This window comes from Sphingomonas sp. PAMC 26621 (assembly GCF_000251145.1).
In the GTDB taxonomy this organism is placed as follows: domain Bacteria; phylum Pseudomonadota; class Alphaproteobacteria; order Sphingomonadales; family Sphingomonadaceae; genus Sphingomonas.
This window is the reverse complement of sequence record NZ_AIDW01000057.1, coordinates 1-21,802: the sequence shown is the minus strand read 5'-3', so window position 1 is coordinate 21,802 and position 21,802 is coordinate 1. Positions and strand designations below refer to the sequence as shown.

Annotated in this window: 25 protein-coding genes and 4 pseudogenes; 21 read left to right on the top strand and 8 right to left on the bottom strand. The window is 63.4% G+C overall.

Annotated elements, in window-relative coordinates; translation table 11 throughout:
- Positions 1 to 13 precede the first annotated feature (13 nt).
- From RI03_RS20950 to RI03_RS20925, 6 genes and pseudogenes are all read left to right on the top strand, one after another.
- Complete coding sequence (locus RI03_RS20950) at positions 14 to 403, top strand: response regulator (protein ID WP_010219724.1); 390 nt, start codon at positions 14 to 16, stop codon at positions 401 to 403.
- A gap of 4 nt (positions 404 to 407) precedes the next feature.
- Positions 408 to 929, top strand: coding sequence for a chemotaxis protein CheD (locus tag RI03_RS20945; RefSeq protein ID WP_010219722.1), 522 nt, complete (start codon positions 408 to 410; stop codon positions 927 to 929).
- A gap of 45 nt (positions 930 to 974) precedes the next feature.
- A complete protein-coding gene (locus RI03_RS20940) occupies positions 975 to 1,268 on the top strand; it encodes a hypothetical protein (RefSeq protein WP_010219721.1) in 294 nt (97 codons plus the stop codon).
- Between the two features lie 6 nt (positions 1,269 to 1,274).
- Positions 1,275 to 2,135: a flagellar motor protein MotB gene (locus tag RI03_RS20935; protein ID WP_010219720.1), complete on the top strand. Its 861-nt coding sequence runs from the start codon at positions 1,275 to 1,277 to the stop codon at positions 2,133 to 2,135.
- A gap of 13 nt (positions 2,136 to 2,148) precedes the next feature.
- Complete coding sequence (locus RI03_RS20930; RefSeq protein WP_010219719.1) at positions 2,149 to 2,586, top strand: hypothetical protein; 438 nt, start codon at positions 2,149 to 2,151, stop codon at positions 2,584 to 2,586.
- A gap of 152 nt (positions 2,587 to 2,738) precedes the next feature.
- Positions 2,739 to 2,960: pseudogene (locus RI03_RS20925) on the top strand (integrase core domain-containing protein); the annotation flags it as partial.
- A gap of 114 nt (positions 2,961 to 3,074) precedes the next feature.
- Here RI03_RS20925 and RI03_RS25465 read toward each other — a convergent pair.
- Positions 3,075 to 3,230, bottom strand: a pseudogene (locus RI03_RS25465) (IS30 family transposase); the annotation flags it as partial.
- Between the two features lie 60 nt (positions 3,231 to 3,290).
- Here RI03_RS25465 and RI03_RS20920 point away from each other — a divergent pair.
- Positions 3,291 to 3,806 (top strand): annotated as a pseudogene (locus RI03_RS20920) (IS3 family transposase); the annotation flags it as partial.
- 156 nt (positions 3,807 to 3,962) lie between these two features.
- On the opposite strand, the gene RI03_RS20915 reads toward RI03_RS20920, so the two are convergent.
- The 4 genes from RI03_RS20915 to RI03_RS20900 all read right to left on the bottom strand — a co-directional run bounded on the left by RI03_RS20915 (position 3,963) and on the right by RI03_RS20900 (position 7,172).
- Positions 3,963 to 5,165, bottom strand: a complete 1,203-nt coding sequence (locus RI03_RS20915) for an HD-GYP domain-containing protein (RefSeq protein ID WP_081504315.1) — start codon at positions 5,163 to 5,165, stop codon at positions 3,963 to 3,965.
- Between the two features lie 465 nt (positions 5,166 to 5,630).
- Complete coding sequence (gene fliP, locus RI03_RS20910; RefSeq protein ID WP_010219715.1) at positions 5,631 to 6,359, bottom strand: flagellar type III secretion system pore protein FliP; 729 nt, start codon at positions 6,357 to 6,359, stop codon at positions 5,631 to 5,633.
- Entirely contained in the window at positions 6,352 to 6,936 is a 585-nt protein-coding gene (locus tag RI03_RS23880; RefSeq protein ID WP_010219714.1) for a flagellar biosynthetic protein FliO, read from the bottom strand. Before RI03_RS23880 ends, fliP begins: the two co-directional genes overlap by 8 nt.
- On the bottom strand, positions 6,936 to 7,172 hold the full coding sequence (locus tag RI03_RS20900) for a FliM/FliN family flagellar motor switch protein (RefSeq protein ID WP_010219713.1): 237 nt from the start codon (positions 7,170 to 7,172) through the stop codon (positions 6,936 to 6,938). The genes RI03_RS23880 and RI03_RS20900 overlap by 1 nt, the downstream gene beginning before the upstream one ends.
- Before the next feature lie 113 nt (positions 7,173 to 7,285).
- Between RI03_RS20900 and flgC the strand changes: the two genes are divergently transcribed.
- From flgC to flhB, 5 genes are read left to right on the top strand one after another with little or no spacing between them, the layout of a single operon-like run.
- Complete coding sequence (gene flgC / locus RI03_RS20895) at positions 7,286 to 7,693, top strand: flagellar basal body rod protein FlgC (RefSeq protein WP_010219712.1); 408 nt, start codon at positions 7,286 to 7,288, stop codon at positions 7,691 to 7,693.
- Between the two features lie 11 nt (positions 7,694 to 7,704).
- Positions 7,705 to 8,022, top strand: coding sequence for a flagellar hook-basal body complex protein FliE (locus RI03_RS20890; protein ID WP_010219711.1), 318 nt, complete (start codon positions 7,705 to 7,707; stop codon positions 8,020 to 8,022).
- A 5-nt stretch (positions 8,023 to 8,027) separates the two neighbouring features.
- Complete coding sequence (locus tag RI03_RS20885) at positions 8,028 to 8,291, top strand: flagellar biosynthetic protein FliQ (RefSeq protein ID WP_010219710.1); 264 nt, start codon at positions 8,028 to 8,030, stop codon at positions 8,289 to 8,291.
- A gap of 4 nt (positions 8,292 to 8,295) precedes the next feature.
- Positions 8,296 to 9,048: a flagellar biosynthetic protein FliR gene (locus tag RI03_RS20880; protein WP_037515928.1), complete on the top strand. Its 753-nt coding sequence runs from the start codon at positions 8,296 to 8,298 to the stop codon at positions 9,046 to 9,048.
- 4 nt (positions 9,049 to 9,052) lie between these two features.
- Entirely contained in the window at positions 9,053 to 10,114 is a 1,062-nt protein-coding gene (gene flhB / locus RI03_RS20875; RefSeq protein ID WP_010219708.1) for a flagellar biosynthesis protein FlhB, read from the top strand.
- Positions 10,115 to 10,120: 6 nt separating this feature from the next.
- On the opposite strand, the gene RI03_RS20870 is transcribed toward flhB, so the two are convergent.
- Positions 10,121 to 10,528 (bottom strand): flagellar assembly protein FliX, encoded by a 408-nt coding sequence (locus RI03_RS20870; protein ID WP_010219707.1) that lies wholly within the window; start codon positions 10,526 to 10,528, stop codon positions 10,121 to 10,123.
- An 84-nt stretch (positions 10,529 to 10,612) separates the two neighbouring features.
- On the opposite strand from RI03_RS20870, the gene RI03_RS20865 reads away from it, so the two are divergent.
- The 6 genes and pseudogenes from RI03_RS20865 to RI03_RS20845 all read left to right on the top strand — a co-directional run bounded on the left by RI03_RS20865 (position 10,613) and on the right by RI03_RS20845 (position 15,328).
- Positions 10,613 to 11,725: a flagellar basal body P-ring protein FlgI gene (locus RI03_RS20865; RefSeq protein ID WP_010219705.1), complete on the top strand. Its 1,113-nt coding sequence runs from the start codon at positions 10,613 to 10,615 to the stop codon at positions 11,723 to 11,725.
- Between the two features lie 11 nt (positions 11,726 to 11,736).
- Positions 11,737 to 12,057, top strand: coding sequence for a rod-binding protein (locus RI03_RS20860; protein WP_010219704.1), 321 nt, complete (start codon positions 11,737 to 11,739; stop codon positions 12,055 to 12,057).
- On the top strand, positions 12,047 to 12,469 hold the full coding sequence (locus RI03_RS20855; protein WP_010219703.1) for a hypothetical protein: 423 nt from the start codon (positions 12,047 to 12,049) through the stop codon (positions 12,467 to 12,469). The genes RI03_RS20860 and RI03_RS20855 overlap by 11 nt, the downstream gene beginning before the upstream one ends.
- Before the next feature lie 180 nt (positions 12,470 to 12,649).
- A pseudogene (locus RI03_RS23155) lies at positions 12,650 to 13,400 on the top strand (IS5 family transposase).
- 143 nt (positions 13,401 to 13,543) lie between these two features.
- Positions 13,544 to 13,690: a hypothetical protein gene (locus RI03_RS24240; protein WP_170318442.1), complete on the top strand. Its 147-nt coding sequence runs from the start codon at positions 13,544 to 13,546 to the stop codon at positions 13,688 to 13,690.
- Positions 13,691 to 13,705: 15 nt separating this feature from the next.
- Positions 13,706 to 15,328 (top strand): methyl-accepting chemotaxis protein, encoded by a 1,623-nt coding sequence (locus RI03_RS20845; protein WP_138995792.1) that lies wholly within the window; start codon positions 13,706 to 13,708, stop codon positions 15,326 to 15,328.
- A 229-nt stretch (positions 15,329 to 15,557) separates the two neighbouring features.
- Here RI03_RS20845 and RI03_RS20840 read toward each other — a convergent pair whose 3' ends face one another.
- Positions 15,558 to 15,971 carry a flagellar basal body protein gene (locus RI03_RS20840; RefSeq protein WP_010219698.1) on the bottom strand — a complete coding sequence of 138 codons (414 nt, stop codon included), beginning with the start codon at positions 15,969 to 15,971 and terminating at the stop codon, positions 15,558 to 15,560.
- Between the two features lie 2 nt (positions 15,972 to 15,973).
- Entirely contained in the window at positions 15,974 to 18,712 is a 2,739-nt protein-coding gene (locus tag RI03_RS20835) for an SBBP repeat-containing protein (RefSeq protein WP_010219697.1), read from the bottom strand.
- Between the two features lie 98 nt (positions 18,713 to 18,810).
- On the opposite strand from RI03_RS20835, the gene RI03_RS20830 reads away from it, so the two are divergent.
- The 3 genes from RI03_RS20830 to RI03_RS20820 all read left to right on the top strand — a co-directional run.
- Positions 18,811 to 19,845 (top strand): flagellar motor switch protein FliG, encoded by a 1,035-nt coding sequence (locus RI03_RS20830; protein WP_026046943.1) that lies wholly within the window; start codon positions 18,811 to 18,813, stop codon positions 19,843 to 19,845.
- Positions 19,846 to 19,874: 29 nt separating this feature from the next.
- Entirely contained in the window at positions 19,875 to 20,546 is a 672-nt protein-coding gene (locus RI03_RS20825) for a FliH/SctL family protein (protein WP_010219695.1), read from the top strand.
- A 383-nt stretch (positions 20,547 to 20,929) separates the two neighbouring features.
- On the top strand, positions 20,930 to 21,802 hold an 873-nt coding region (locus RI03_RS20820; protein ID WP_010219694.1), incomplete at its 3' end, for an IS701 family transposase.

The window sequence follows — 21,802 nt, the reverse complement described above, 5'->3', positions numbered from 1 at the left end:
TTGGGAGCGATTGATGCCAGCCGCAGCCGCAATTAAGGTGATGGTGGTCGATGACCAGACCAGCATGCGCGCGATGATCCGCCGGACCCTTCAGGATCTCGGCTTCAAGGACATCCGCGACAAAGCAGGGCCGGTTGAGGCACTCGGCGCGATCCGTTCGGATCGCGTCCATCTGATCATATCTGATTACAATATGCCCGACATGGACGGGCTGCAATTCCTCGAGGAAGTGCGCAAAGACGCTGTGATCGGGAAGACCGTGTTCATCATGCTCACCGGCTCGGCCGATCGCGAGATCGTCCAGAAAGCCGCCGCGCTGGGCGTGAACAATTATGTGGTGAAGCCGTTCTCCGCTGCCGCGCTGAAGGAAAAGATCGAGCGCGTCTTTGGCGAGTTGACTTGATCCGATGCGCCGCGTTTCCATCATCCAGGGTGAAAGCCACGTGTCCGGCGAGCCCGACGTCGTGATCTCGACGCTGTTGGGATCGTGCGTGGCGGTATGCCTGCAAGATCCCGATGGCCGGGTCGGGGGCATGAACCACTTCCTTCTCGGTGAACCTGGCAAGGACGACAATATCCGTCAGGCGGACATGCAACGCTACGGCGTCCATGCCATGGAACTGCTGATCAATGCGCTGATGAGCAAGGGCGCGGTACGCTCGAGGATGCGCGCACATCTGTATGGCGGCGCCAATATTATTGCCGGTTTGGGGTCGATCGGCAGCAGCAATGCCGCGTTCGCACGCCGATTCATGGAAACCGAGGGGATTGCGATCGGCCACTGTGATCTCGGCGGTACCCATGCGCGCAAGGTCGAATTTATTCCCTACGAAGGCAAGGCGCGATCCCGTCCCCTGGCACAGCCGCCGCCCGTCATCCGCGCACCGGTCGCGCTTCCGGCAAGCGACGGCGACCTGGAACTGTTCTGATCGCCTCTTTCTTCCCGTCAGCACTCCCAAACAGGCTCTAGCGCAATGGCACATATCGATCATCTCGCCGCATCGCTTTACGCCGCCATCGCGACCGAAATCCGCGAGGTGCGCGTATTGATCGAGCATCTCGCGGACACGTTGGTGTCCGACGAGGCGTTCGCCATGACCTATATGGAACAGCTCCAGACGTTCGACTTGGTGATCCAACGCGCCGACGAGAGCGCCGACTTGCTCGATCGCATGGCGAGCGGGTCGCGATCGCTGGATGCGATCAGCAAGGTTCGGCTGAGCGTTGTCCAGGATCGCCTGCGCTCCGCGCTGTCCGTGGCGGCCTGATCCGTCATGGCTCTCGCCCCCAAGGTGAACCAGCGGCCGATTGTGATCCGCAAGGTCAAGAAGGGCGGCCATACAGCGCATCACGGCGGCGCCTGGAAGGTTGCCTATGCCGATTTCGTGACGGCGATGATGGCGTTCTTCATGCTGTTGTGGTTGCTCGCCAACCCAGACAAGGAACGGTTGAAGGGCCTGGCCGAATATTTCTCGCCGGCGTCACAAAGTTCGTCGACGTCCTCAACTCTGACGACCAACCCGGGCGATCAGCCAGGGCTGGGCGGGCGCACCCGCCGTGCGCAGGCCGACAGCAAGATCGCGACCGGCCAGCCGGCGGCGGAATCCGCCAAGAACGGTAGTGCGCGTGGCGGGACAGCGAACGTGCCCGACGCGTCGATGCGCGTCATGGCCCAGGAAATGCGGGTCACGCTCGAAGCGGGGGAGGACGCCAAGAACAGCGTCAAGATCGAGCCCGATCGCAACGGCGTGCGGATCAGCCTGATGGATACTGCGAGCCGATCGATGTTCATCGCCGGGACGGCCGAGCTCAATCCGTTCGCGCGCGCGCTGCTCGCCACGGTCGCGCGCAAGTTGGCAAAATCCGGCGCGCAGATCGCGATCGAGGGGCATACCGACGCCGTCGGCGGCCAAAGCGACGCGAATTGGCGCCTGTCGAGCGACCGTGCGCTGGCGGCCCGCTCCGCTATGATCGCCGCCGGCCTTACGGCGGATCGATTTTCCGAAGTGGTTGCTCTGGCCGGAACGCAACCGGTCTATCCCGGCCAGCCGGCACGCCCCGAAAACCGCCGGATAACGATCGTCGCGCTGGGCGAAGCGCCGACGCTGCCCAGCGACGTTAGCTTCAAATTCTGAGATCGGAAGCGCGATGAAACCTCTCCTTCTCATACCGATCCTGCTGCTGGCAGGCCTCGGCGTCGGCGGTGGCGCGGCGTTTGGCGTGCGGACCTTGCTGCCGCCGGCAACGGCCAAGCCGCCCCCGGCCCCGGCAGCGGATACGATCTTTACTCCGGCGGGCAAGATTCTCGCGCCGCTAGTGTTTGCGGACGGGCGGTTATCGGGCTATGTCGTGTTCGACGTGCAACTAGAAACGAGCGCTGCCGATGTCGCGTTCGTGACGCCGCGGCTTCCGGTGCTGCTGAACGCGATCAACATGCGCACCTTCCGTGCGCCGATGGCGAGCGGTCCCGATGGAATGCTCCCCAATCTCGACGTTTTCCGAAAGGTCGTGCAGGAATCGTCGAACGAGGCGTTCGGTCCGCATATCGTGCGTCGCGCCGCCATCACCCAAGCCGCGCCGGTATGAGCGCGGGCTTGCGGCGGAGCAGTTGCACATCGGGCTAGCAGGGGTCGGTCCATAGAGCATTGGGTAATCGCGGACCGCGTTGGGTATACCCGTACGACTTCGAGGACCGATGTCGTGACACCAACATTCGGCGTTATGATCAAGCGCTGGTTGGGGCCTGGCGCGACAATGTGTTCGTCGAACGCCTGTGGCGCTCCGTGAAATATAAGGAAGTCGACCTTCGGACCGATGGCTGGGTCAGCGAGGCCCGTGCCTCGATCGGCCGCTATCTGGCCTTTTACAACGGACGGCGCCCGCACTCATCGCTTGACCGCAGAACGCCCGATCACAGCTGCTTCTCGCAGCGGCATGAAACCGGCGGACGCTCCACTTAGCATTCGCGCCGAAGTCTTTGAATGAACCAAGCCACCTCTTAAGCCAGAGCGGTTATTTCGACTCTAAGGACCTTCCGGCCAGCGGTTGGCAACGCGATGGACATGGTGATGCTCGCGTATACCTTCGGAAGGCGACAGCACGGAGAACACCGACGAAGACTTCCGGTCGATCCGCCTCCCAATCGAGCTCATCGACTCGCCCCAGCGCCATCGCTCCCAAATCTCTGCACGCTGCGCTGTCGAGTGATAGATCTGCTGCCGCTGTCTCATCGCTCACACCCCTTCTCACCTCGAGAATGATTCGTTGCGACCACCATTTGAACCCACCCGCACAGCTGGGCGATTGCGCCAAACATCATCGACCAGGATTTCACAGCGACGGCACCCAACCAGAAATGGGGTGTGGACATCTCTTATGTCGGGACGCGGGAGGGATGGCTCTATCTGGCAGTGGTCATCTACCTATTGTCACGGCGTGTGATCGGTTGGGTCGTTGGCGATAGGCTACACCGCGATCTGGCGCTCGCTGCCCTGCGCAAGGCCCTCGTCATGCGGCGCCGGCCCGAAGGGCTCATTCACCATTCGGACCGCGGCATCCAATACTGCTCCGTAGACTACCAGGCCGAACTGCGCCGCTATGGCATCCGTATCTCCATTTTAGGCGAGGGAAATTGCTACGATAACGCGATGGTCGAGACGTCCTTCAAGACGATCAAGTGCGAGCTCGTCTGGCGTACCGTTTTCTATACCCGCGACGAAGCAGCGCACGCAATCGACCGCTATATCGACGGCTTTTACAACCCCGTCCGGCGCTACTCTGCGCTCGACTACAGCAGCCCCGCGTAGTTCGAACGACCTGCGCCACGCTGAGCAAATGCCTCTCCACTTAAGCGGGGCAAGTCCAGATCACCTCGGGCGAGAAGTTGAAATAACGAAACGGACCCTGCGGTTTGCCTCTCGATTTACGGCACATTTGGGGGCACTAGCACCACATCACTAGCGCTATTTTGGCTTACCCGCCATGATGCGCGCCGCCATCGTCGCCCAAGGTTCAGAGAACCATCTGCCAGGATCTTCCGCGATTACCGTGGTTCCGTCGGCGAGGCCCTCGACCAAGATGACGTCCTGATGGCGGATGAAGCGCGTATCAACCGTGGAATAGAAAGTGCGAAAGACCGGGCCCATGCAATTATGGTTGTGCGGCAGCGTGATTGCAAGGCGATCGCCCTTGATGCGGACAAGCTTGCCCGCCGGATAGACGCCGATGCTGCCCATGAACCGGAACAACAGCGCGCGATCGAACTGTCCGTCCGCCGACTCCATCTCCGTGACGGCTTCCAGGGGCGATTTGCTAGTTGTATACGGGCGGATCGACGTCATGGCATCGTAGACGTCGCAGATGCTGGCTATTCGCGTCGCGGGGCTGATTGCCTCGGCTTTCAGGCCGAACGGATATCCTAAGCCGTCGAGACGCTCGTGATGGTGTAGGCAGACGTCCAGCGCCACCGTCGGCACCCCGGGGGTGGCCGAGAGGATGTCGTGGCCCTGGGCTGGATGGCGGCGCATCTCGATCGTCTCCGCCTCGTTCAACGGGCCGGTCTTGAGCAGGATGTCCGGGGAGATCGTCGACTTGCCGATGTCGTGGAGCAGCCCCGCCATCCCGAGGTTGCGCACGGCGGCGGTAGGATAACCGAGCACGCGGGCAAGGCTGATCATCAAGGCGCAGACGGCGACAGAGTGGGTATAAGTCTGATCGTCCTTCGCTTTTAGCCGCGTGACGCTGATGAAGGCGGCCATGTTGTTGAGCGAGTTCGCAATGTCGTCGACTATCGCCAGGATATCGGCGGTAGACACGCCCTTGCCGAGCCGGCAGTCGGCAAACATCGCGTCGACGATGGTCTTGGAGCGTTGCGCCAGTTCGGCTGCTCGCGCCTGATCCGCCCGGCCGAACCGCCCGGAAGCCCGCATGGAATCAGGGCTAACCGGCGCCCGGATGGGTCGGATCGTCGCGATGTCGCGCCCCTTGGCCGTATCGATGACGATCTCGGAATTGCGTGAGCGGATAAGTACAAGTTCTTCGTCCGACGATATCAGAAGCTGCGACCGCCACAGGGGATGGGAAAGCCAGCCACCCGCGAACGAGTGGACGTACATACCTAGTGTAGCCTGCTCCGCTCGTATTGATTTTAGCAAGGACGTTCTCATACGGCAGGGTTGAAGCGAATTACCGATACCAGCGCGCCACGGCTCACATATCGTCGGACGGGAATTGGCGGCTCAATCTATTATAGATGACCAATGCTGTTACTGATGGATCGCCGACGCCCGGATGTGGGTAACACTCATTATAGGTGTGTCCGATGAAATGCAGCGCGATTTGAAAGGCTAATTTCGGGATCGCGTGCGGATCGAACGAACGAACGACAGACTCTGAGGCGGTTTGCTGGCGTGGTAACCAATATTGCGCAAGGCGGTGCGCAAGTCTTGGTGGAGCGCGTGGCCACGGTCGGTGATCAGCTTGACCTGACTAGCACAGGTTTGAGCGTGCGCCGCGCGGCGATCCGTTGGCAAGGAGCGAAGTCCTCGGCATATCGTTCGTCGAAAAGATCGGCTTTGCCGAACTGTCGCTGGCCGGTCCCGATCGCTTCACCCCTGAGCCCGCAGTGTTCCTCAGCCCGATCCGCCAAAGCTCCTGATCAGAGATCCTGCGACCAGCGCCCAGCCATCGACCAATACGAAGAAGATGATTTTCATCGGCAAGGCGATTGTCGGCGGCGGCAGCATCATCATCCCCATCGCCATCAGCACGGCCGACACGGCGAGATCAATGATGAGGAAGGGGAGCAGCAACAGAAAGCCGATCTCGAACGCTCGGCGCAGTTCCGAGATCATGAAGGCCGGCATCAGCGTCGTCAGCGGCATGTCGGCACGCGCGACGGGCGGCTTGTTCGATAGCTCGGAGAAAAGCTGGAGATCGTCGGTGCGGACATGTTTCAGCATAAATTGCCGGAACGGTTCGGCGGTCTTTACGAACGCCTGTTGCTCAGTGAGCTTGCCCGCGCTGTAGGGATTGATGCCCTGTTCCCACGCTGTTTGAAACGTCGGCGCCATCACGAAGAAGGACAGAAACAATGCCAGGCTGATGATCACCGGATTGGGCGGCACGCCCTGCGCGCCGATCCCGGTACGCAGCAGCGACAGCGCGACGACGATGCGCGTGAACGATGTCACCGTCATCAGGATCCCGGGGGCGAGGCTAAGCACGGTGAGCATAACGACAAGCATGATCGCGCGACTGGAGACCGAACCAGAGCCCATGTTGACCGTCGCAGTCTGCGCCAAAGCAACCGAAGGGATCGCGACGGCGAGCGCGAACAGGACGAGGACACGCTTACGCATCGGATGTCTCCCGCTGTGGGGCCCGGCGTTTGCGAACCAGTTTGGCGGTGGCGGCGTCCGCGCATTCGGCAGGTACCGCCAGAGGCATGGAAGCGGGCGGGGGCGCGGGCGCGGAAGTAGCTGGCGTGGCGCGATCAAGCACCGCCCTGAGCGCCCGTACGCCAGGCACGGTCCGTGCGCGGACCCGGTCCACCAGGACGGCGAAGCTCTCACTTGCGATCTGTGCGGCGGCTTGGCGCTGCACTTCGCGCAACGATGCCGCCGCTTCGCGCGCTGCCCGGCGCGTATCGGTGGCGGCGCGGTCGGCCGCGTCGGGCACTACGCCGCTTTCCAGGATAAGATGACCCTCGGGCGCGATCAGCACGAGATGTTCGCGCCCGTCGCGCCGCAACAAAGCGACCATGCGACGGCCATCAATCGGCAACGTCTCGATTAGCTCAAGCCGGCGATCGCGCGCGCCGATCGCGCGACCAGGCAGGCGCAGGTCGTAGCGGCGCACCAGCCATAGCGCCCCGGCTAGGATGCCGAGCACGACGCCTAGACCACCTAGCGTGCGTAACAGCGACAGCAGATCCATCAGCCACGCGCCCGCTGAACGACTTCACTGATTTCCAGCGACATCTGGTCGCCATCTACCAGCACGCGGCCCTTGGCGACGAGTTCGCCATTTACATAGACCAATGTCGGGTCCTCATGCCCGCAATCAAGCGGGATCATGGCGCCGCGCCCCATCTTGAGGATCTGGCGGATCGGCACTTGTGCCGATCCCAGTACGATCGACATGTCCACGAAAATATCATCGAGTACGCTCATCGCGGCGATCTCCTTCTCCTCAATTATAGGAAAAACTTTCCGCTAACCGGTCGGGCTAGGCAAATTTTGCCTATAACGTTCTGGACGGCCGAGCGGGCCGACGGAGACCGGACATGGATTTGAAGACGTCGCTGCAGGTTTCCGCATCGGGGCTGCGCGCGCAGTCTCTACGGATGCGCGTAATCGCCGAAAACCTCGCCAATGCGGATTCGGTATCGCGCACCGCCGGGGGTGATCCCTATCGCAGGCGGCTTCCGAGCTTCAAGTCGGAGGTCGACCGCGACACCGGCGCGGCGGGCGTCGCGATCGACTCGATCCAGAGCGACAAGAGCGCATTCCAGCGCGTCTATCAGCCGGGCAGCCCAGCTGCCGACGCCACCGGCTATGTCAAGATGCCCAACGTTAATGCGCTGGTCGAGGCTGCCGACATGAAAGCGGCGCAGCGCTCGTACGAAGCCAATCTCAGCGCGATCGAGGCCGCCAAGAGCCTGACGATGCGCACCATCGACCTCCTCAAATAAGGACCGCATTCATGTCGATCGGAACATTTGACGCCGTCTCGGCCTATGGCCGCGTCCTCAGCGCCAGCAAGCTGCCCAAGATCGCCGAAGCCGAAGGTAATTCGGATACCGCCGGCGGCTTTGGCAGCATGGTCGAGAAACTCGTCGGCGAGGCCGCTACAAACATGCGCAGCGCCGAAACCGCCAGCGCCAAGCAAGTCGCGGGCAAGGGCGACCTGATCGACGTGGTGACCGCCGTCGGTGCGGCGGAGACCGCGCTCGACACTGTCGTCGCGGTACGCGACCGGATGGTGAACGCCTATTCCGAAATCATGCGCATGCAGATCTGAGTGCTATGACGCCGTTCGTCGCAATGGAATTGGCCAAGGCCGCGATGATCCTGGTTCTGACGATCGTCGGCCCGATGCTGCTCACCTCGCTCGTGGTCGGTGTCGTGGTCGGGCTGTTCCAGGCACTGACGCAGGTACAGGAAATGACGCTGACCTTCGTGCCCAAGCTGTTGGCGATCGGGATCGTGATGCTGTTGTGCTTGCCGATGATCGGTCATGCGCTGGCGAGCTTCATGGCCGTCATCAGCGATCATATTGTGCGCGGCTGAGCGCGTGCAAGCGCTGCCTGGCGAGGCCACCACGTTCCTCATCCTGTTCGCGCGCGTCGGCGCGGTGCTGATGCTGCTGCCGGTCTTTTCCGAAGATGCGGTGCCGGGCAAGATCCGGCTAATGCTCGCGCTCGGGATGACAGCGGGCCTGTGGGGGCTGATCGGCGCGCGCATCGCGCCGGTTGCCGCAGACAGTGCCGCGCTGCCGGGCATCCTTATCGCCGAGATCCTCACCGGGTTGGCGATCGGCATGATCATTAAGATTATGTTCCTCGCCGCCGCGATGGCTGGCTCGATCATCAGCATGCAGATCGGCCTGTCCTCCGCGCTGGTCAACGACAGCGCACAAAGCGGGCAGGCGGCCGTGCTGTCAAAGCTGGTCAGCGTCGCTGCGGCGGTGGTCTGTATGGGGATGGGGCTGCACCATCTGTGGATCGCCGCAATCGTCCATTCCTATGCGATGTTCCCGGTCGGCGCCTTGCCGCCCGCCGCCGATTTTGCTCAGCTTGCAATCCTGACGATCGGCAAGGCGATGAGCCTGTCGATTAGCCTCGCGGCGCCCCTCTTGGTTTATGGCATCGTGTTCAACATGGCGCTTGGCCTGTCGACACGGCTGGCCCCTGCGATCCAAGTGTTCTTCCTTGTCCAGCCACTCAATCTGCTGCTCGGCCTCGCACTGTTCGCCAGCCTGTTCGGCGGGATTCTCACCGCGTTCTCCGCCGCCATGACGGCGTGGTTGCAGACGAACTGGACATGAGCGAATGGCTGACAAGGACCAGAAGACTCACGATCCGACCGACAAGAAGCTCAGCGACGCCCGCGCCAAGGGCGACATCGCAACCGCCACCGAGATGCGCCACGCAGTGATGTTCGGGGCGGCGATCATTGTCGCGGGTGGGATGGGCAGCTGGACGCTGGCGCGGGTCGGGCCAATGCTGGTGCGCCTGTGGGGCAGCGCCGACGATTACCGGCTCGAGCCCGACGGCGCGCAGGCTTTCGCCACCGGTGTCCTTGCCAATCTGGCGATCACAATGGCGCCACTCCTCGGGCTGCTGTTCGGCTGTGCGATGCTGATCCTGTTCGTCCAGGGACGGCCGACGCTTTCATGGTCGCGCGTGAAACCCAATTTCTCCAAACTCTCGCCAGTCGCGGGGGCCGGCAGGATCTTTGGCAAGCGGGCGATGGTCGAATTCGTCAAGACGATTGCCAAATGCGGCGTGGTCATCACGATCGCCACGATGGTGATAGCACCGCGCATGGTCGGGCTCGACCAACTGATCGATTCCGAACCGCGCGCGATCGCACAGGCCGCGGGTGGCCTAGTGCGGAGCCTTATCGAGGCGGTGGCGATCCTGGTCGGCTGTATCGCCGCGTTCGATTTCCTCTATCAGCGTCATGCCTATCACCAGCGCATGATGATGTCGCTGCAGGAGGTGAAGGACGAGCATAAGCAAAGCGAAGGCGACCCGAAGATTAAGGCCAAGATCCGTGCGATCGGCATGCAGCGTTCGCGCCGCCGGATGATGGCCGCAGTGCCAACCGCCAGCGTGATCGTCACCAACCCGACGCATTATGCGGTCGCGCTGAAATACGATCACGGCGACATGGCCGCACCGGTGGTGGTGGCCAAGGGGATGGACGAGGTCGCGCTCAAGATCCGCGAGATCGCCAAGGCGGCGGGCGTGCCGATTGTTGAAAGCCCGCCGCTGGCGCGCGCGCTTTATGCAAGCGCGGCGATCGACCGGCCGATCCCGACCGAGCATTTCAAGGCGGTCGCCGAGATAATCGGCTATGTCATGCGGCTGGCGAAACGCCGGGGCTGAACTTCGTCAAGCGATGATGTTGTGCTTGGCCAGTTCAACACGCATGCGCAATTCGATTTCCTGGAGCAGGACGGCGAGCGCGGGATCCTGCGGTTCGCCGAGCGACGGCGTCAGCGCGGCAAGTTCCTGCAGGCGCTCCACCGCGGGCAGGCCCGCGAGCATATCGGCATCGAGCCGCTCGAGTGCGCGTAGGCCGCGGTCGGCCTGGATCGCCACGCGGCGGCGGCGGTCGATCGGCGATTCCGAGGCCGCGAGCGCGACCAGCATCTCGACGCTGACAGGCTGGCCAAGCGGAGCCGTAGGCGGCGCGTTCGGCGTTTTCGGCTCCGCTGCTGCCGTAAACGCGGCGCCGACCTTGGGCAGGGCGGCAAGCAGGATGGTCTGCAGCGGGGCGGCAAGGCCGGTGATGCGCAAGGATTTGCTCTCCGGGGCGCGGATCGGGGCCCATCTCTCCTATAAGAAAGTAATCTCGAAAAATCCACGAACCCCGGGAATTCCATGCAGTTTCTACGTCGCGCCCTGGCCCTGTTGATCGCACCCGCGGTGGCGCTCGCGCCGTTGCCGGCGCTGGCGGGCCCGCGCATCAAGGATATCGTCGACATCGAGAACGTCCGCCCCAACCAATTGGTCGGCTATGGCCTGGTCGTTGGCCTAGCGGGCACCGGCGACCGCTTACGCAACGCGCCCTTCACTGAGGAATCGATCCTTTCGATGCTCGAGCGGATGGGGGTGAGCGTACGCGGCACGCAGATGCAGACCCAGAACGTCGCCGCGGTCTCGATCTCCGCCACCATGCCGCCGTTCGCACGCGCAGGGTCGCAGATCGATGTGCAGATCTCCTCGCTCGGCGATGCGACCAGCCTGCAGGGCGGCACGTTGCTCGTCTCCTCGCTGCGTGCGCTCGACGGCGAAATCTATGCCGTGGCGCAGGGGCCCGTCGCGCTCTCGGGCTTCAAGGCGCAGGGCGCAGGCGCGAGCGTCACGCGCGGCGTGTCGACCTCGGCGCGGATCGCCGGCGGTGCGATCGTCGAGCGCGAGGTGAACTTCGCGTTCAAATCGGCGAGCAGCCTCAAGCTTGCGCTCAAGAACCCCGATTTCACCACCGCGCAGCACGTCGCGGCGGTCATCAACGGTCGCTTTTCCGGCACCGCCGAGGTGCTCGATCCTGCCACAGTCGAGATTGCCGCACGCGGCGCATTCACGGGCTCGCTGATCAGCCTAATCTCTGAGGTGGAAAATCTTGAAGTAGCGGTCGATCAGCCGGCGCGGATCGTCATCAACGAAGCCTCGGGCACGGTGGTGATGGGCAGCGACGTGCAGATCAGCCCGGTCGCGATCGCGCAAGGGGGCCTCACCATCAGCGTCACTGAGACGCCGGTCGCCTCGCAACCCGCGCCGCTTTCGGGGGGTACCACCGCGGTTTTGCCGCGCACGCAGATCAGCGTCGATGACGGTAGCGGCAAGTCGCTCGCTTTGCTCAAGGGCGGCTCATCGCTTAAGTCGCTGGTGAGCGGGCTCAATACGCTCGGCGTCAGCCCGCGCGACCTGATCACTATCCTTCAGGCGGTCAAAAGCGCGGGCGCGCTCCAGGCCGAGATCGTAGTCCAGTGACGCTTCGTCCAGTGGCGCTTGGTCCCGTAAGGAGCCCCTTCACCGCCGCCCCGCCCGCCTCACAGCCTGCCGCGCCCGTTTCGCCAAAAGTCGCTGGGGCGAAGCAGACCGCCGAGAAGTTCGAGGCCGTCTTTCTTGGCCAGATGACGCAGCTAATGATGGAAAGCGTCGATGTCGGCGACCAATTCTCGGGCGGGCACGGCGAAGATATGTTCCGCGGCGTGCTCGCCGAAAAGCTCGGTACCGCCATGGCGGCGAAGGGCGGCATCGGCCTTGCCCCCACGGTCATGGCGCAGATCATTAAGATGCAGGGGACAGACAATGGCCAGTGAGTTCATCGATATCATCACGTCGCTGACCGCGATCATGGAGGAGGAGACCGTGCGACTCCTCGCACCAGGGCGGCACGCCGATTTTGCGGAGATGGCGGCGGCCAAGATCAAGCTGGTCTCGGCGATCGAACTCAAAACCTCCGAACATGCTCGCACGCGCGCTGAATGGCTTTCCACGCTCGATGAGGAGACGCGTGGCAGGCTGACGGGCGCGATCCGCCATCTCGGTGCAGCGGCGCAGGTCAATGCCCGTGTGCTCGAGCGCCAGATCGACCTGTCGACCGAGATGATGGAAGCGGTCGCGGCCGAGGCGCGCCGCCTTTCGGGAATGCGCGGCGCGACCTATGGCGCGAGCGGCGTGCTGTGCCGGACCGAACTCGCCACGCCGATCTCGGTGAATGCGAGTCTGTAGGGCGGAGCGCCGGTCGTCGCGCCGGCCCCAACATTTTCTACCAGAATATCTTCTGGGGATAGTAAAGTCCCGTCCGCGGACCACCATTTTTCCCTATGATAGCTAGGGTCAGGACCCATAAACCGGATTCCCTCGGCGGCGCGAATGTGATTCAGGCTCGGCGACAGCAGGAGCGTGGATTTGAGCGAGTTCTGGTTGAGCGAGGAGCAGTTCGAGCGGCTTCGGCCGTTGCTGCCGGACAAGGTTCGAGGAGTTGCGCGGGTCGATGACCGTCGGGTGATCAGCGGCATCATCCACGTGGTGAAATCGGGCGGTCGCTGGGTCGATTCACCGGCCTGCTATGGTCCGAGAAAGACGCTGTACAACCGGTTCGTCCGGTGGGCGGCGAAAGGCATCTGGCAAGAGATGTTCGTCACGCTGGCGGCAGCGGGCGGACCGCCCGCCGAGGTCCTGATCGACAGCACGCACATGAAGGCGCACCGCTCGGCGGGCGGCGGAAAAGGGGGGCGTTCGTCCAGGCGATCGGGATCAGCCGAGGTGGTCGTAACAGCAAGCTCCAAGCACTTACCGACGGCGAAGGTCGCCCGCTCCGCTTCCTGCTGACCGGCGGTAACGTCGCCGACTGCCGTGCTGCTGATGTCCTGCTCGACGATCTCGCGCCGCGCATCATCGTCTTGGCGGACAAGGCATATGACAGTAACGCGATCCGCGACCTGATCGAGCGCCAGGGTACCGTGCCCAACATCCCCTCAAAGGCCAACCGGCGCTGGAAAAGCTGCTTCTCGCGCTCGCTCTACAAAGGCCGAAACGCGGTCGAGCGCATGTTCTGCCGCCTGAAGGATTATCGCCGCATCGCTACCGCTACGACAAGCTCGCTACTAACTTCCTCGGCGCGATCTACCTCGTGGCAGCCGTCACCTGGTGGTTATGAGTCCTGACCCTAATACTAGTTTTGATGTCCCGCACAACAGGTTGGCGCGGAATTGCTCGATCACGCCAACCCAATCGACGAGTCCCGTTGTGACTCGTGCGTGACGTTTTCCCCATCGACCCGCGCACTCCAAGAAAAGCATCATGAGCACCACCAAGCGCCTCGCGGCACTGGGCCTTTCGGCCAAAATCGTGATCATGGCCGTCGGTGCGATGATTGCGCTGGCAGCAGCCATCGTGATTGGCGCTGGCGCCTTCTTGCACGCAACAGCGGTCCAACAGGCTAGCTAGCGGCAGGGCAGCGACATGCGTGTGGCCAAGGCGACCATCGCCCGGCTGGGCAGCGGCTTCCGCTTAAAGGGCGACCGCCTGCTCGCCGGCAATGTGGTATTGGACGGCAACAGCGCCGTTGTCGATGAAATCAAGCGCCAGGTGGGGGGCGTCGCCACCGTCTTTCGTGGCGCCATACGCGTTGCTACCAACGTGCTCAAGCCGGACGGGAGCCGGGCCGTCGGCACACCGCTCAAGCCCGGCGCCGCGCACGATGCGCTGTTCGTCGCGGGCACCTCGTATCGTGGCATCATGGATGTGCTCGGTATTCCCCATTTCGTGGACTATGAACCAATCCACGATTCCAGCGGCAAGATCATCGGGGCGGTGTTCGTCGGGATTCCTACGGCGGAATTTCTGGCGCCCATCACCGCGGCGAGCGGCAAAATGATCTTGATCGCGATCGTCGCGACGCTGGCCGCCGCAATCGCCGCTACCGCGCTGACCCGCCGCATGTTCAATCCATTGTCCAGCATGCGTAGCAAAATGCAGGCGATTGCATCGGGCAACTACGACGGCACCGTGCCCGGCATCGAACGTTACGACGAGGTCGGTGCGATGGCCCAAGCGGTCGCGGTGTTCCTCGACAACGCCGTAGCCAAACAGGCAGCAGATGCGGCGAAGGCGCGTGCGGAGTCCGAGCAGAAGGGGGTCGTCGACACGCTGTCGAGGCATCTGGCGCAGCTGGCGGCCGGCGATTTGACCGTGACGATCACGAGCGCCTTCCCAGAGGAATTTGCGTTGCTCAAGCGCAATTTCAACGAAACGCTGAAGGAGCTGCGCATGTTGATCGGATCGGTCAGTGAGAGCACTGCGACGTTACACACGGGCTCCGGCGAGATCGCGCTCGCCTCCGAGGATCTCGCCCGCCGGACCGAAGGCAATGCCGCGACACTGGAGCAGGCGGCCGCTTCGCTCATCCAAATGGACATTCGCCTCAGGGCTACCGCAACGGCCGCCGGCCAAACCGTCGAGCGCGCTGACCAAGCCATCATGACGGTCGGCGGAGGTCGCGCGGTGGCGGATGAAGCCGTGCAGGCGATGGTCCGCGTGTCGACGAGTGCGAAGGGCATCGACAGCGTCATCGAAGGACTCGACAAGATCGCATTCCAAACCCGCGTGCTCGCAATGAATGCCGCGGTCGAGGCGGGGCGCGCTGGTGATGCCGGACGCAGCTTTGCCGTCGTCGCCGATCTCGTCTCTGCGCTCGCGATGCGCGCTGAGGAAGAGGCTAAGCGCGCGCGCGACCAACTCAGCGTAACTCAGATCGAGATCGTCACTGCCGTCGAGGCGGTGCAGAAGGTGGATGGTGCTTTCACTGGCATTTCGGGCGACGTGGGCGCAGTGCATCGGTTGCTGGCCGGCATCGCGGCCGACAATGTAGCGCAATCGTCGGCAGTGTCCGCGATAACCGCGGCAGTCGGCAATATGGACTCGGTGACCCAGCAGAATGCCGCGATGGTCGAGCAAACTTCTGCCGCGGCGCGCAACCTAACCAGCGAGGTTGCAGCCCTTGCGGAGCAGGCGTCGCGATTCCGCTTGAACCCCGCAGTGTCGCCGAAGCGCGGCGCTCGGCTCCAAGATCTGGCGATGGTCTGAGCTTGCCGTCAAGTGCTCTGCAGGATGTCGCTGGCGACATCCTGCTCGACCGGGTTCAGACCGGCCGCCTAGAGCATCGAGCGGATCGTGCGTGCAGCGGACCGTGTCCTTCTCTAGCTGTAGGCCGACATAAGGCTGCCAGGCGGCGGTTTCGTATTCTCTGCGGAGGAAGTTAGGATATCACGCTGCGTCGCATAGGGTTACGAGAATGTTCGCGTCTTTCGAGGGGCTACTGACCCCGCCCGATCGCGCTCTTCAGCAGCCCCATCTGCTTGCGATACAGACTCGTCATCGTTGCGAAATCGGCCTGGATTTCGCCCATCTTGAGCAACTGGTCTTCCAGAGCGACATTGTTGCCGTCAGGCTTGGTCTCGCTGGTCGCGGTGTCGAGGACGATGTTTCCCGTCATCGGCTGGCGCGCGCCGAGAGCGGTCATGCCGCTGGTCAGTGCGACGCGGGGCCGCGCTACCGAGGGCTTGCCGCCGTCCTGCGGCAACAGATCGGAAAAGTTCGGTTCGTTCACCTCGCGCGCCTTGAAGCCCGGCGTTTCGCTATTGGCGATGTTCTGCGCGATCACGCGCTGGCGCTCGGACAGATGCTTCATCGACAGGCCGATGCCGGCAAGAAGCGACGGGGTCGGCATGCTCAGACTCCTGTGAGGTAGGTGCTGACGGTGGTGTCGGCGGCCGGTGTCAGCCGCGCGAGCGCCGACTGGTAGCTGGCGAGCTGTGCCGCTTGTGCCGGCGTCAGCGCGGTGCTGGCGCTCGATCCATCGGTCAGCGCAGCCTTGGTGGCGTCCCAATAGAGCGAGCGATAGGCGGTCTGCGTAGTCGAGATCGCGTTCTTGAGCACGCTAAGCGTCGCGGCGGCATCCTTGGCAGTCGAGACGTTAAGCGCCTCTGTCAAGGCGAGTCCGAAATTGCCGCCCGGATGGATTTTCGGCGCGCCGTTGGCGACGACTACCGGCACCGACAGCCGCGACGGGTCGAGCCCGAGCTTGGCCAGCGCGTCCTTACCCGAAGCGCCGGCGACCAAGGCGATCTTCGATCCGGCCTTGGCGTCGATGCTGAGGCTCAACGTTCCCTTAGTCGTTGATACGGTGACGGTGGCCTTGGCGCCGGTGATCCGGCGGATGCGGTCGCCCAGCGTCTTGAGCGTGTCGTCGGCCAGGATGACAATCTTCTTGGGCGCGCCGCCATTGATACGAAGCGAGAATTCATCGCCGGCGCGCAGGCTGGTCTGCGCGACCAAGCTGGTCGAAGCGGGCGGGTTGAGCACGCCGCGATGCAGTCCCAGTGCGCCGAGCACGGTGTCGCCGCCGGTCGTCGCGGCAATGCGGACCGGCTCGGTGCGCAGCGCTACTTGGCCGAACTGCGTGATGTCTTGCACCGCGCCGCTGGTCGCGTCGAGCCGGCTGACGAACCCGTCTATGGGACCGCGCCGCGCGCCGCCAAGATCACCGGTGGTACGCCCGCCGACATAGAGCGCGCCGTTCATGAAGGCGACGCTATCGACCTGATCGTCGCCCGCAGTTGTGAGATAGGTGGTGGTTACGCTCGTGAGTGCGGCGTTGATCCGCGTGACGAAGCCGTCGCGCCCGCTGCCCATCGCATTGGCCTGGGTGCCGCCAAGCGCGCTGTTGGTGGCGCCTGCCACCGCGATCGAGCCGTCGCTCGCCACTGCGAGCGCGCGTGCATCGGCATGGCCGAGCGCCAAGCTGCTGAGATCGGTGGAGAGGTCGGACGCGCTGATCTCGCGCAGCTTTGCATCGCCACTTTCGTTGGTGAGCGCCAGCACATTGCCGTCCTGCCCGATCGCCAGCGCGGTCACCGATTGACTGTCGGCGCCGTCGATCGTGCGGCGCTCCTTGAGCTTGCCGGTCGCGTCGAGCCGCGCGAGGAATGCGTCGCCGCCATTGCTCGCAGACTTGCCGCCGACATAGATCGATCCGTCGGTGCCCACCGCGATCGCGTGCGCGGTATCGGCGCCGAGCTCGTGGACGACGGTAGTGAAGCTCTCATCACCTTGTGCGGTGTAGCGCGCGACCAGCATGTCGCCATCGCTGCTGCTGCCATCGAATGACCCACTGACCGTGCCGGCGACGGTGATGTCACCATTCGCGCCGACACTGATCGCAGCGCCTTGTGCCTCACCCGACGCGCCGAGGCTGCGCTGCCACACTACTGCGCCTTCGCTGTCGAGCTTGGTCAGGAACAGGTCGGAACTGCCGTTCGAGCGATTGGATTGCAGGTCGCCAGTGGTGGTGCCGACGACGTAGCTGGAACCGGTCCGATCGGTCGCGATCGCCTGCGTTGTTGTCGTTGCCTGAATGACGACCGGCGCGGCGGTGACGCCCTTGGCAGGCGCGGCCGCGGTGAGTTTTGCGCGTGCCGTAGCGGCGCTGTCGATCGCAGCGATCGTGTTTTCGGACGTTCGCGTCATTGCGCCCGCGGCATCGTTGAACCGCAGGATCTGCGTGGTCGTCGGCGCGTCAAGGGCGGCTCGGCCGGTGGCGACGACTAGCGCGTCGCCGCCACCGACCTGGTCGATCGAGACTTGCTCGGTGCCGTTGGGCGCCTGTACCGAAAAGCCCCATCTCCCTGAGCTCTTGTCGGGCACGAAATGCACCAGCCAGCGCGGCTTGGTATTACCAGTATTGTCGAGCGCGACAGAGCCGTCGGGATTGCGCGCCGGGATCGCGGTGATCGCCGCGTTGATCGCATTCGATACCGAATCGAGCGTCGGCGGCTGCACGGTCTTCGAGAGGTCGATCGTCAGCGTGTCGCTGGCGCTAGGCTTGTTGAGCGACACCTGGAAGGTCTCGGTCCCGGTCAGCCCCGGCAGCGGCGTGTCGCGTGCGTCCAGAATGCCGGTGCCGGTGAATTTCAGCGGGTCGGACGCGGCAAACGACACCGTCCCAGCGTGGCGCGTCGATTGCGCGAACGACAGTTCGACCTTGTCGGCTGGCGCCTGGCCGAGATAGGTCTGGAGGTCGGCGAGCCCCTTGGCGAAGGTCGCCTGCAGTGCGACGCGTGCCGCCGGGGTGGCGGTCGTGTGCGTAGCGGCGGTCGCAAGCAGATTGAGCTTGTCGAGCGCCTTGTAGGCAGTGAAGGCGGTCTGAACGTCGGCCGACCCGGCATTCGGCGTGGAAACGTTGGTGTCGACAATCGACTTCATCAGCTTGATCGCAGAAATCTGAATGGATTCCGGCGTCGTGCTGGCGGCTTGCTTCCACGGCGGGGTGGTTGCCGCCAGCGTGAACTGCGCCTTGGCGGTGCGTACCGCACGCGAGTCCAGCGCAGGTTCTGCGCTATAATCGTTGAAGCTGTTAGCGTTCGAAAGCATCGAAAGGGCGGCGAGGCTATTGGACATATTAATCGTCATCGCATGTCGCTCCCGCTACGTTGCCTCGCTACCCTCCTATAATAGAGCGATACAGAGCCAGGGTCGCGCGACGGCCCACAATATATGTCTGGATGCCGATGAACATGATGGCGCTCACCGTTCAGCCGCCCGAGCTCAAGAAATTTTCCGGCCTCGAGCGCGCGGCCGCGATGATGCTCGCGCTCGGAAAGGAACATGGCGCGCCGATCTGGGACTTGCTCTCCAACGATGAAGTGCGCGAGCTCTCGGCGTGCATCGCGCAATTGGGTCGCGTGCCTTCGGCGGTGGTCGAGCATCTGCTGATCCAGTTTTCGGGCGAAGTGTCGAGCATGGCCTCGCTGCACGGCTCGTTCGAGACGACCGAGCGGCTGCTCGACGGCATATTGGACGAGGAACGCGTCAGGGAGATCATGGAGGATATTCGTGGGCCGTCCGGCCGCACGATGTGGGACAAGCTGTCCAATGTCAGCGAGACGATCCTGGCGACCTATCTCAAGAACGAATATCCGCAAACCGTCGCGGTCATACTGAGCAAGCTCAAGCCCGATCACGGTGCACGCGTCCTCGCCGAACTTCCACGCGAGTTGTCGGTCGATGTAATCATGCGGATGCTGCGGATGGAGACGGTACAGAAAGAAGTGCTGATCCAGGTCGAGCAGACGCTGAAGAGCGAGTTCATGAGCAACCTCTCGCGCTCGCAGCGACGCGACCCGCACGAAACTATGGCGGAGGTCTTCAACGCACTCGACCGCGCGACCGAGGAAGCGATGTTGACGGCTCTCGACGAGCGCGCGCCCGAGGCGGCCGAGCGCATCCGCGCGTTAATGTTCACCTTCGAGGATCTCGGCAATCTGATGCCGCCGGCGATCGCGACTATCGTGCGCAACGCCGATAAGCGCGAGATGGCGATCGCGCTGAAGGGGGCTCCTCCCGAGATCCGCCAATTGTTCTTCGGCGGGATGACGGAGCGCTCCGCCAAGCTGATGAAGGAAGATATGGCGGGGATGGGCCCGATCCGCACGCGCGAATGCGAGGAAGCGCAGAGCGCATTGGTGCGGCTCGCTAAGACGCTCGCCGATCGCGGCGACATCATACTGGTCGATCCCAAAAATGACGATGCGATGATTCAATGAGCGCGCTCCACGGAGGTCGGGAATAGCCGATGGACATGTCTTTCAGTGCCAAGCCGTTCGCGTTCGATCGTGTCTTCATGCTCCCCAAAGCAGGGGAGGGCGAGCGCGACCAGTCGCCCGAGATGATCGTCCTGCGTGACGAACTAGAGTTGCTTAGGATGCAACTCGAGACGGGCATCGCAGTCGCGCGCGCCGACGGTTTTGAGGCCGGCTTGGTGCAAGCCCGCGGCGAAACCGCGGCGGCATTGCTTGTCGCGACCGATGCGCTGCACGTTTCGATCGAGGCGGTCGAGGATGAATATGCGGCGATCGAGCAACGCTTGTCCAAGGCGGCGGCGGACCTTGCGATGGCGGCGGCCGAGGGTCTTGCGGCGCAGGCGCTCGCGCTAGATCCGACGTGCGCGATCGATCAGGCGATCGGGCGCGTGCTGCTTCAAGTCGCGCGCGGACAGGAGTTGCAGATCTACGTTCACCCTGCGCTGATCGAACAGATGGAAGCGCTGATCGCCACTCGGCAGGGCCGCGATCGTCGTCGACTGTCTTTGTCGCTGCTCCCCGACCCGGCGCTCGCCGTCGGGGATGCGCTAATCTCGTGGGATCAGGGCGGCCTCGCGCTCGACGCGGCGGCGCGCCATGCGGCTATCCTCGCCGAACTCGGTTTGAATGCCGGGAACCGCGAAACGCCTGTACTTCCCGCCTAACCGGGGATCGGTGGAAGGATGTTTGAGAACGTACGGTCTGATGACTGCGATCTGAGACGCTTACCGAGTTTGCTCCCCCGCTGGCGCTGACGCCAGCGACTGTTCGAACTTTGGCGGGCGTGCCGCGGACTCCTGATCGACGACGATTGATCAAGCTCTCATCCGCGGATTGGTCACCGCATTTCCCGTATCCGTCGTTGGCCTATCCTTCGTCTAAGTTCGGGCGTCGGCGAACCTGCTCCACCATACACCGTGGATTGCCCCTCACAGTCGGGTGCCCGTGGCACGCCTGCTAGCACTACTTTGGCAAAAATATAATTTTGGGGATTCCCTGCGCGGGGGATGCGTGATTCATAGGGAACCAGCTTTGAAGGAGGCTGGCGATGGAACAGGATTGGCAGGGCGATCTCGAGCGGTGGCTTGAGCCGTATCTGCAGGATCTGGGCAACAAGACGCGACGGCGGATGTGCCCGGCCTACATCGCTGGCCTGATCGGCCCGGGCGATCGCAAGAGCATTCAGCCGATTGCAGCGCGCGGGGACGCGGTCAGCTATGACCGGCTGCACCATTTCATCGGCGCGGGGATCTGGGACAGTGCGCCGCTGGAAGCGCGCCTTTGGCGGCAAGCGGATGCTTTGGTCGGAGGCGACAAGACCTGGCTGATCATCGACGACACGGCGCTTCCCAAGAAGGGCAAGGCCTCGGTCGGTGTCGCGCCGCAATACGCCACGGTGCTAGGCAAGAACGCGAACTGCCAGACGCTGGTCTCGGTGACGCTGGCTTCGGGAGAAGTTCCGGTGATGCTGGGTCTGCGGCTATTCCTGCCGGAAAGCTGGACCAGCGATACCGCGCGGATGTCTAGGGCCGCCGTGCCCGAAGCTTTTCAAGCGTATCGAACGAAGCCCGACATCGCCATTGCTGAGATCGACCGCGTCATCGCGGCCGGTGTGCGCTTCGGCTGCGTCCTAGCCGATGCCGGTTATGGCCTGTCGGCACCGTTCCGGCAGGCGCTCAGCGCACGCGGATTGTGCTGGGCGGTCGGCATTCCCCGCCACCAGAAGGTGTATCCCGCCGACGTACAGCTGACCTTCCCGGTGGCGGGGCGTGGCCGACCACGAGTTCGGCACGTGCCCGACGTCAAATCACGAGCAGCCCATGCCATGCTCGAAGAGGCGAAATGGCGGCAGGTCAGTTGGCGCCGGGGAACCAAGGGCCGCTTGACGGCCCGCTTCGCCGCCATGCGCGTACGCATCGCC